This is a genomic window from Liquorilactobacillus mali KCTC 3596 = DSM 20444, from assembly GCF_000260415.1.
Classification (GTDB): Bacteria; Bacillota; Bacilli; order Lactobacillales; family Lactobacillaceae; genus Liquorilactobacillus; species Liquorilactobacillus mali.
In genome coordinates, this window is the sequence record NZ_BACP01000025.1 from 49,797 (window position 1) to 60,266 (window position 10,470).

Genomic DNA, 10,470 nt, shown 5'->3' on the forward strand with positions numbered 1-10,470 from the left:
TTTATCACATGATATTTTCATTTGTTTTCATTTTGAAAGACAACGTTGTTTTTACCAATCAACTTTATTAACTGTTCTTCTAATTCTGGCGACCTGTTTACCCAGTACTTTTCATCTAAAACCCATTTCACGGCTTTTTTCTCCTCATACAAGACAACTGGAACTTTTCCAGCATGTAACTGTAATGTTTTCAAAAGTTGTTTGTTTATACTGCTTGAATCATTTTCAGTTAGTCTTAAAAATAATCTTCCTTTCATTTCTGTTTTCAAACTTTCAGCTGAAACCATCGTTGAAACGATAATTTGTATCTTTTGATTGCGTTTTTCACTCTTTCCAGAAACAAGATAAACTTGATTTGTTTTCAAATCATCATCAACCTTTTCAAAAATACCTGGAAAAAGCGTCAATTCGATTTCGCCTGTTTGATCCTCTACCGTTAAAAAAGCCATTTGTTGACCAGTTTTTGTTCTAATTACTTTTATCTTCTTAACCAAACACAAAATTTGCTGCTTCTCATTTTCGTGAACATTTGCTATCATCTTTGCGTTATGCAGCTGTGCAACCTCCGCAAACTGCTCTACTGGATGAGCCGAAAGGAAAATTCCAAGATACTTCTGCTCTCCGGCTAAAATCTCTTCCAAGGGAAGTTCTGTATATTTTTCCTGCTTGGGTGCTAGTAATGATAACAACTCACTGCTCTCTCCACTCAACTCAACATTGCTCATCTTTTTACTAAGATTGCCCAATAAAGTTGCACGATTTTCAGAAAACGAGTCAAAAGTGCCAGAATATATCAAAGCCTTAAGTGGCTCCTCTTTTAAAAACTTGTGATTAATTCTTCTTATAAAGTCATCAAACGAACTATAACGACCTGTATTCTTACGTTCTTCAATGATTTCTTTGATAAAATCTCTGCGCAAGGTCTTGATATTGCCCAAACCAATAATCAAGTTCTTTTTCCCAGAGAAAGTATAATAATTGCTCCTGTTTATATTTGGAGTCTCAATCTGCAATTGATGCTGCTTTGCTTCAACTATAAAATCTCTTGTCTTTATTCTGTCACCGATAACAGAATTCAAAATTGCTGCAAAAAAAGGCGCAGCATAGTGAACTTTTAAATAGGCAAGCTGAAATGCTATTTTAGAATATGCAATGGCATGCGAACGGTTAAATCCATAATTAGCAAAACGTTCAATATAATCGTAGACTCGTTCTGCGTTTTTTTGAGAATATCCCAACTTTACAGCGCCATCGACAAACTTGGACTTCAATTCTTCAATTACACTAGCCTTCTTTTTACTCATTGCTCTTCGCAATATATCGGCTTGCCCTAAAGTAAATCCACCCATTATAGAAGCAACTTGCATAACTTGCTCCTGATAAACCAAAATCCCATACGTATTCTTCAGGATCGGAATTAGCGAATTATCTGGATAAACAATCTTCTCCTTACCATGTTTACGAGCTATAAAGTGTGTGATATTCTCCATAGGACCAGGTCTAAACAATGCATTTACAGCAGCAATATCCTCAAAAGAAGTTGGGTAAAGATTACGCAAAACATTGCGAATACCGGATGATTCAAACTGAAATACACCGCTAGTATCGGCCCTTTGAAAAAGACTAAGCGTCTCTTCATCATTCAATGAAATTTTATTTATATCAACGGTTTGGCCAAAATTTTTCTTTATCCCAGACAATGTACTATTTAAAATCGTTAGGTTTCTTAAACCTAAAAAATCAATTTTCAGCAATCCTACACGTTCAACATCATCTTTGGTATATTGCGTCAGCAAAACATCATCGTTACCCATTTGCAATGGCACTACTTTTCTCAGATCTGCATCACTTAGAATCACTCCTGCAGCATGAACTGAATAATGTCTAGGTAGGCCTTCCAGTAGCAGCGCAGTTTTAAATAAAAGTTGATTGCGCTCATTTTCGTTGATTAAATTCCGCAACTGAATAGATTTCTTCTCAGCATCTGCCAGTGTAATTCCCAATTGACTGGGAATTACACGACTCCAATTATTACTTTCTACTTGCGAAAAACCCATTACTCTTGCAACATCGCGCAAAGCCTGTTTTGCACCAAATGTCCCAAAAGTGATTATCTGTGCCACGTGGTTTTCACCATATTTTCTATTAACGTATTCAATTATTTCCTGTCGTCGATTATCTGGAATATCCAAGTCAATATCGGGCATTTGTGCACGTTCTTCATTCAAAAAACGTTCAAAAAGCAAATTGTATTTGATTGGGTCAACATCTGTAATTCCTAGGAGATACGAAACCAGCGAACCCGCTGCAGAGCCACGGCCAGGACCAACCAAAATTCCATGTTCATGAGCATAATTTGTGACATCCCAAACAATTAAGAAATAGTCTGCAAATCCCATTTTCTTAATGATATTTAATTCCTTGTCCATCCTTTGCAGATATTTTTCAATTATACTCTGCGGCTGATCTCGCATTCTTGCCTGCATTCCTCTGCTGCAAAGCTGTTTCAAGTAAATGTTGGCATTAATGCCCTGCGGTGTTTGAAATTTTGGAAGTATTACTCTTTTTGGCGAAAAAGCGAAATCAACTCGTTTAGTTAAAGAAATCATATTTTCAAATGCTTCAAAACGATTTTTTTCTAAATAGTTTTGCTTTATGTCATTTAGCGGTTTTAGCCATGCAGAACCATTCAGATTATTTGCATACTGCAAATCTTTACTGTCTAGCTGTTTATTCTGCTTAATTGCATTCATGACCTTACAAACAAACAAATCATTCTTTTCTAAATACTTGATAGATTCAACAGCAACGGTCTTAATATTCATTTTATTTGCATATTGCAATACTTTATCATACAGTGCCTCTGATGTTGCTGTACTTATCCCAATATACAAATTTTCTTGCAATAAATTTCTACTTTGTTTCAGATATTTACTTGCAAGTTCACTCTCTCCATTCAATAGCTTGTTGACAAAAAAACTATCCTCAGGTGGAATTATCGTAATTATATCTTCAAAAAGAGCGGCATTTTCCCTGATTATGAATTCTGCATCATTCTTTGCAAGTAACAATTGTTTTTGAGTCGAAATCTGAATCAAGTTGTGATAACCGTTCTCGTTTTTAGCAATTAAAATCAGTGTTTCTTTTTTGTCGGTGGATGTCTCTAGTGTCATCCCTATAAGTGGTTTAATGCCTTCAACTCGACATGCATCATAAAATGAAAGGACTCCGTACATAACATTGATATCTGTTAAAGCTAATGCTGTATATCCCTTTGCTTTAGCACTTTTAATGACATCTTTTAATCGAATTGAACTTTGCAGCAAACTATAACTGCTAATCACTTGAAGTGCTGCACCACCCATATTATTCACCCCTTACTCTTATCTAACATTATAGCAATACTCTTAAAAAAAAACATCCTGGACCTTTTTAAGGAGTGCCAAATTACAAAAAATGTGCTAAACTACAGTTATATTGTGAGGTGTTGCATAGATGGCTAAACAGTTAACGATTTTATTTTGGGGCTTCATCTATGGTGAAGTCATTGGCTATATCAGTGCCGCTCTTTCAGGTGGTACATTTTCACCACTATTTAGCGGGCTCTTTGCGATGGTAGTCGGATTATTGCTCGTAAATGGATTAAACTACTTTGTAAAGTCTCCAACTAAATAGCAAAAATAAAAGGACTGGATCAAAAACTAAATTTTGACTCAGTCCTTTTATTTATTTTATCTTTATTAAAAAAAATGGAGTTCCTATTCCTTAATTTCTGTTGACTCAAAAATCAAGTTATGTTCTTCACCTAACGTAATCGTAACTAACGAATGTGGCAAGATTTTACCTGCAATTATCTCTTTGGCAAGAGGTGTTTCAACTTTATTCGTGATAAATCTCTGAAGCGGTCTTGCCCCATAGGCTGGCTCATAACCTTCTTTAGCAATCCACTGTTTAGCCTCATCACTAATTTTAAGTTCAACCTCTTGTTCACTCAGTCTACTTGACAATAAGTCAATGAACTTAGCCACAATTTCTTCAATTGCAGCAAGGCTCAATGGCGTAAACATGATAATATCATCGATTCTGTTCAAAAATTCGGGCTTAAAGTGCTGCTGCGCCAACTTCATCACTAGTTGTTTGGTTTCAACAGTGATCTTACCATCACTTGCATTATCCAATAAAATACCTGACCCTAAATTTGAAGTCATGATTATGATGGTATTCTTGAAATCAACAGTTCTTCCCTGACCATCCGTCAAACGCCCATCATCAAATACCTGCAATAAGATATTAAATACATCTGGATGTGCTTTTTCAACCTCATCTAGTAAAACAATCGTATATGGATTTCGTCTAACAGCTTCAGTCAGTTGCCCACCTTCTTCGTAGCCAACATATCCAGGGGCGGCACCAACCAACCGTGACACTGATTGTTTCTCCATGTATTCACTCATATCAATTCTGACCATGTGCTTCTCGGAATCAAACAAATTCTCAGCCAAAGCCTTAGCCAGTTCCGTTTTACCAACTCCTGTTGGACCAAGAAACATGAATGTACCAAGTGGCTGATTAGGGTCCTGCAATCCAGCACGCGCACGAATAACTGCGTTAGCTACTGCATCCACAGCCTCATCTTGTCCAATTACACGTTTATGCAAGGCAGTTGGCAGATTTAAGAGTTTTTCTCTTTCTCCCTGAACTAACTTTGCAACAGGAATACCCGTCGTCCTGCTGACAACTTGGGCAATTTCATTCTCAGTTACCGATTCTTCAACTAACCAGTTATCAGGCCGTTCGACCTGTTCCAATTCCTTTAACTCTTTTTCAATTTGTGGAATCGTTGCATGCTGCAATTTGGCGGCTAACTCTAAATCATAATTATTTTCAGCCTCTTCAAGATCATGCCTTGCTTTATCCAATTCAGCCTTCTTGCTGCTGACTTTCTGGATATCTTCTTTCTCATTTTCCCAACGCATTTTCAATGTATTGGCTTTTTCACGTGTCTCCGCTAACTCGCTTTGTAATTCTGCCAGTCTTTTTTTAGATGCTGCATCTGATTCTTTCTTCAACGCAGCCTCTTCAACTTCCTGTCTCATCAACTGACGCGTCACTTGATCAAGCTCAGTTGGCATTGAATTCATTTCAACTCTAATTGTTGCACATGCTTCATCTACAAGATCAATCGCCTTATCAGGCAAATAACGATCTGTTACATAACGATTTGATAGTGTGGCGGCAGCCACGAGTGCATTATCATGGATTCTAACACCGTGATGAATCTCAAAACGTTCACGCAGCCCACGTAAAATTGAAATTGTATCTTCAACTGACGGTTCTTGCACCAAAACTTTTTGGAAACGACGTTCAAGTGCCTTATCTTTTTCCATATATTCTCGGTATTCATCTAAAGTAGTTGCACCAATTAAATGCAGCTCACCTCGTGCAAGCATAGGTTTTAATAGGTTACCAGCATCCATACTTCCTTCGGTCTTACCTGCACCAACAATGTTATGAATCTCATCAATAAAGAGAATAATCTGGCCTTCACTCTTAGTAACTTCTTTCAGAACAGACTTAAGACGTTCTTCAAATTCACCACGATATTTTGCTCCAGCGATCAATGCTCCCATGTCTAAAGAAAAAATCTTCTTGTCTTTTAAGTTGTCTGGGATATCCTTGCGTACAATTCTTTGTGCCAAGCCTTCAATAATCGCTGTCTTACCGACACCAGGTTCACCAATCAACACAGGATTATTCTTTGTTTTGCGTGATAAGATTCTAACAACATCTCGAATTTCCTCATCACGTCCGATGACTGGATCCTGTTTGCCACTTCTAACTTGTTTTACAAGATCAATACCATATTTTTCTAAAGCCTTATAATTTTCTTCTTGATTTTTTGATGTCACTCTTTCTCCTCCCCGCAAGTCATCGATCGTTTCTTTTAATTTTTTTCCGTCAAACCTTGCTTTTCAAGATAAATCTTTAATGGGTGATTTTTAAGTTTCATAAGCGCTAAAATCACTGTATCTAAAGCAATATACTCATCGCCTTGCTTTTGCCTTAGCTGTTCCGCCTCTTGTATTAATCTAGCTAAATTCTGACTAAAGTTTTGCCCATACGAAACTTGTCCCTCAACAACTGAAACTCTATCCAGTTGCTCATCAATCTCTTTTTCAAACAAACCCACGTTAATTCCAGTTCGCTGAAAAAGATCAGCTCCAAACTCACCAGGTTGTATAATCACTTTGAAAAATTCTGGAATATCAATTTCTTGATGATGTCTAGTTATAGCTACTTGTTGTGCCTCAGCAATCGCTGACTGAACAGCACTTGTTAATCGATCTTCTGGCATAAACTTCACTCCATTTCATCTTTTTTATTCACAAAATAAAACCGATTGAATAGGGACTTCAATCGGCGTTTGTTTCTTTGGGTGTTCATAAAACACGCCTTTGTTCTACTATCATTATAATACGAACATAGGTTTGTGTTAACTGTTTTGCTCACTAGTTAATTTAATAATTTCGAGAATTACATCCGTTGCTTTTTCCATAACTTGAACTGAGACATACTCGAAGCGCGAGTGCATATTCTCACCTCCGGCAAATAAATTCGGTGTCGGTAATCCCATAAACGAAATCTTAGAACCATCCGTCCCACCACGCACGGGATAAATTACAGGTGTGATATCTAAATTATTCATTGCTAATTTAGCAAGCTCAACTACAGTCATATCTTTTTCAATCACTTCACGCATATTATAGTATTGATCATTTAAATCTAAAATAAGTCTTGGCTCTGAAAATTGTGCATTCATTTTGTTAATTATTTCTTTAAATAGTTCTTTTCTAGCCTCAAACTTTGCGCGATCATGATCTCTTATTATATATGCCATTTGCGCTTCATCAACTGTCCCATCCAACTGCAATAAATGGAAAAAGCCTTGACGTCCCTCAGTTTTTTCAGGAACTTCATCTTGTGGCAATTGATTATGAAAGTCAATTGCAAGTTGCAATGCATTGATCATTACATTCTTAGCCGTAGCTGGATGAACGTTTTTACCAATGACCTTTATCTTTGCAGCAGCAGCATTGAATGTTTCATATTCAAGTTCGCCCAATGGACCACCATCGACAGTATAGGCAATATCAGCACCAAAACCTGCAACATCAAAATGGTCAGCCCCTGTTCCAATTTCCTCATCAGGCCCTATTCCAACTTCAATTTCACCATGTTTGATCTCTGAATGATTAACTAAATATTCAACCGCTGTAATGATCTCGGCAACTCCTGCTTTATCATCAGCACCTAACAATGTGCTTCCGTCAGTTGTAATCAAATCATGACCCTTATATTTTTTCAAATTTGGAAAATTTTTGGGATCAAGTGTTAATGTGCCAGCTTTATCTAACTTAATTACGGACTCCCCATCATAGTTTTTTTGAAGTTGCGGAGAAACATCCTTTGCATTGAAATCCGCAGTATCCATATGGGCAATAAATCCAAGCTTTTTGACATCTTTATTTTTTATATTAGCTGGTAAAGTAGCAAACACATATCCATCTTTAGCAGAGATTCTAACATTTTCTAACCCTATCTTTTTTAGCTCTTTTGCAATGTCCTTTGCAAATTCCACCTGTGTTGGGGTTGATGGAACAGTTGTTGAGTTCTCATCAGAACGAGTTTCTTTTTTAACATATTCTATAAATCTTGGAACCAACTTTTCGTACTTTGCCATTAATAACTTCTCCTTTTATATAAACATGAATGGATCCGTATTTATCTCAGATTGCATTACTTCAATCTGCCATCCATATTCGTTATTCCATTGTTTGAATAAGCGCTGCAACTGTGGTTTGCAGACTTGTTCAATATGGTGACCTGGGTCTATTGCCGTTAACCCACTTGCAATTATATCATGCCCTGTGTGATAAGAAATATCACCAGTCACATAAACATCTGCTTTCTTTCGCAAAGCATCGGTGTAAAATTGACCACCACTTCCACCCAGAATTGCTATTCTTTTGATTTCTCGTGTCGGATCTGCTGTTACTACCCGCAAATGTTCAACTTTGAATTTTGTCTTGCAATACTCAGCAAATTCACTGATAGTCATTGTATCTTTTAGGTCACCAACTCTCCCCATCCCATACTTAACTCCACTTTCCATAATGGGAAACAAATCAAATGCCGGTTCCTCATAAGGATGAACTGCTCTCATTGTCCTCATTATTTTAGACAGTAAATTGTAGGAGAAAACAACTTCTATTTTATCCTCAGAAACTTCCGTTGGCTCTAATAAATTACCAATAGTTGGATTAGCATCAGCTTGCGGTGTAAATCTTCCAGTTCCGCTGATTGTATAAGAACAATCTCGATATTCTCCAATCGTTCCAGCCCCTGCCTCTGTCAGTGCATTTCTAACAGTTTCAGCAGAATCTTTAGGAACAAAGACTGCAAGTTTTAATAGACGTTCTTCGCGCTGCGGTAGAAGAATTTCAGTATCTGTTAGTTCAAGCAAACCCGCGAGCCAATCATTCATTCCGCCATTTGCATTGTCAAGGTTAGTATGTGCTGCGTAAACTGTAATGCCATGCTTTATTAACTCTGAATACATTTTATTTTGCGGAACGGCTAAGTCGAATTTTTTTATTGGCCGAAAAAGTGCAGGATGATGTGCAAAAATAAAGTCAACATTGTTTTTAATTGCTTCAGCAACAACTTCTGGTCGAACATCCAACGTCACCATTAATTTGTGAACATTTTGTTGCATACTACCTAATTGAAGACCAACTGGATCTCCTTTTTCTGCCCAGTTTTGTGGTGCGAATTGTTCAAAACGTGCAACTATTTCACTAACATCAGTCATCTAATATTCCTTCTATCCGTTTAATCTTTGCTAACATTTTTTGTTCTTGTGCAATCGGAAACTCTCTTGCCTTTTTCATTTCTTCGAGAACATATTTGATTTTCTGTAATTCTTCTTGCCATTTAGCAACAAACACCTCATTTTTTTGCTGTCGTAAAAATGGTCCAAATTCCAAATCCTCTGCTGATAACTCAAAAGCGTTCTTATCATACTTGGCAACAATTATCTCATAGATATGATGATCTTCTGATAAAATCTCTTCAGCAATGATCCTGTAACTATTAGTTAAAAGCCAGTTGCGAACCTGTTTTTCACCAACATTCGGCTGTAAAATCAGTAATGGATGATTAGCTAATTTTAACTGTCCTTCTTCAAGAATCTCACTAATTAAAGGCCCTCCCATTCCACAAATTGTGATCACATTGATGTTGTCTTCAATATTGATAGCTGCTAGCCCGTCAGCATGACGAACCTTAATCAGATTATTCAATCCTTCTTTTTTTATTTCATTGACAGCATTCTGATATGGTCCTTCAACCACCTCACCAGCAATTGCAAAAGCAAGTTGGTTATTCAATCCAAGATATGCCGGCAAATAGGCATGATCAGATCCAATGTCAGCCAGTCTTGCATCCTCAGGTACATATGAGGCAACCCGCAAAAGTCGCTGTGATAAATGTCTTGCGTCCATTAAAAACACTCCTTCTTATAACTAAAGTATAGCGAAAATTCAGTAATAAAAAAAGATGAAAGAAAATGATATTTTGTGCAAAAAAAAGACTGCCTTAAACAATTGTCTCGTCGCAGTCTTTACAATGAATTAATTCAAAAATTAAGTTTTAACCTATTCTCTTTGTTTATTCCATATGTCGAAATTTTACTAACTTGCTGAGCATCCTCTTTGTAAATACATTAATTATTTCAGTCTAATCCCAATCTCAAGTGCCAACTCAAAAAAGTCATAAACTGATGGGGCCTGTGCACGTTCATCACTTCTCCTATCCCAAACACCCGTTTCAATATTCAAATGATCTGCTGTGTAAAAAAACTGATAGACATTTTTATGCCGATAACGCGCCCAAGCTGCAACAGCTGAGGCTTCCATATCGACAACTGAGCAGCCCATCGCAATTCTTTCTTTTGCTTTTTCTGGTGTCTCACGAAAAATAGCATCTGTCGTCCAGGTTTTAGCAGTCATATAACCGACATTCAATTCATCAAGAATCATTGTCAATTTCGCGACTGAATTTGGATTCATCTGTATTTCATTACTCGCAGGTACATAGTGAAAGCTAGTTCCTTCATCCCTGATTGCACTAGTTGGAATAATTAGTTGATGTGCGTCAATGTTTTTGTCCAAAACGCCACATGTTCCAAACAAAATCACATTTTCAATTCCACCGGACATCAATTCTTCCAATCTGCCAATTAAAGCTGGAGCACCCAAGTCAGCACCTGCAATGGTAAACTTTTGCATGCCGCACTCATAACTTCCAATTACTGCATCTTGGACAATACTATGTTGGACACCAATTCTTCCAATCTGCCAATTAAAGCTGGAGCACCCAAGTCAGCACCTGCAATGGTAAACTTTTGCA

Annotated in this window: 6 protein-coding genes and 1 pseudogene; 1 reads left to right on the forward strand and 6 read right to left on the reverse strand. The window is 37.1% G+C overall.

Annotated elements, in window-relative coordinates; translation table 11 throughout:
• Positions 1-17: 17 nt before the first annotated feature.
• The gene (dnaE, locus tag GSM_RS03600; RefSeq protein WP_003690239.1) at positions 18-3,365 is read right to left on the reverse strand and encodes a DNA polymerase III subunit alpha; all 3,348 of its coding nucleotides are present in this window, start codon (positions 3,363-3,365) and stop codon (positions 18-20) included.
• A gap of 130 nt (positions 3,366-3,495) precedes the next feature.
• On the opposite strand from dnaE, the gene GSM_RS03605 reads away from it, so the two are divergent.
• Entirely contained in the window at positions 3,496-3,675 is a 180-nt protein-coding gene (locus tag GSM_RS03605; RefSeq protein WP_003690238.1) for a YjzD family protein, read from the forward strand.
• 83 nt (positions 3,676-3,758) lie between these two features.
• Here GSM_RS03605 and clpB read toward each other — a convergent pair.
• The 5 genes and pseudogenes from clpB to GSM_RS03630 form a co-directional block, all read right to left on the reverse strand.
• Positions 3,759-6,355, reverse strand: a pseudogene (clpB, locus tag GSM_RS13960) (ATP-dependent chaperone ClpB).
• A gap of 138 nt (positions 6,356-6,493) precedes the next feature.
• Complete coding sequence (gene pepT / locus GSM_RS03615; RefSeq protein ID WP_003690235.1) at positions 6,494-7,741, reverse strand: peptidase T; 1,248 nt, start codon at positions 7,739-7,741, stop codon at positions 6,494-6,496.
• A gap of 15 nt (positions 7,742-7,756) precedes the next feature.
• Complete coding sequence (locus tag GSM_RS03620; protein WP_003690234.1) at positions 7,757-8,872, reverse strand: Nif3-like dinuclear metal center hexameric protein; 1,116 nt, start codon at positions 8,870-8,872, stop codon at positions 7,757-7,759.
• Complete coding sequence (locus tag GSM_RS03625; RefSeq protein WP_003690233.1) at positions 8,865-9,563, reverse strand: tRNA (adenine(22)-N(1))-methyltransferase; 699 nt, start codon at positions 9,561-9,563, stop codon at positions 8,865-8,867. The genes GSM_RS03620 and GSM_RS03625 overlap by 8 nt, the downstream gene beginning before the upstream one ends.
• A 225-nt stretch (positions 9,564-9,788) precedes the next feature.
• Positions 9,789-10,349: a nucleoside phosphorylase gene (locus tag GSM_RS03630; protein WP_003690232.1), complete on the reverse strand. Its 561-nt coding sequence runs from the start codon at positions 10,347-10,349 to the stop codon at positions 9,789-9,791.
• Positions 10,350-10,470 lie beyond the last annotated feature (121 nt).

What these genes read in the sequence shown, in the direction of transcription:
- dnaE (WP_003690239.1), bottom strand. Translation starts at nt 3,365, where the DNA reads ATGGGTGGTGCAGCACTTCAAGTGATTAGCAGTTATAGTTTGCTGCAA.
- GSM_RS03605 (WP_003690238.1), top strand. Translation starts at nt 3,496, where the DNA reads ATGGCTAAACAGTTAACGATTTTATTTTGGGGCTTCATCTATGGTGAA.
- pepT (WP_003690235.1), bottom strand. Translation starts at nt 7,741, where the DNA reads ATGGCAAAGTACGAAAAGTTGGTTCCAAGATTTATAGAATATGTTAAA.
- GSM_RS03620 (WP_003690234.1), bottom strand. Translation starts at nt 8,872, where the DNA reads ATGACTGATGTTAGTGAAATAGTTGCACGTTTTGAACAATTCGCACCA.
- GSM_RS03625 (WP_003690233.1), bottom strand. Translation starts at nt 9,563, where the DNA reads ATGGACGCAAGACATTTATCACAGCGACTTTTGCGGGTTGCCTCATAT.
- GSM_RS03630 (WP_003690232.1), bottom strand. Translation starts at nt 10,349, where the DNA reads ATGCAAAAGTTTACCATTGCAGGTGCTGACTTGGGTGCTCCAGCTTTA.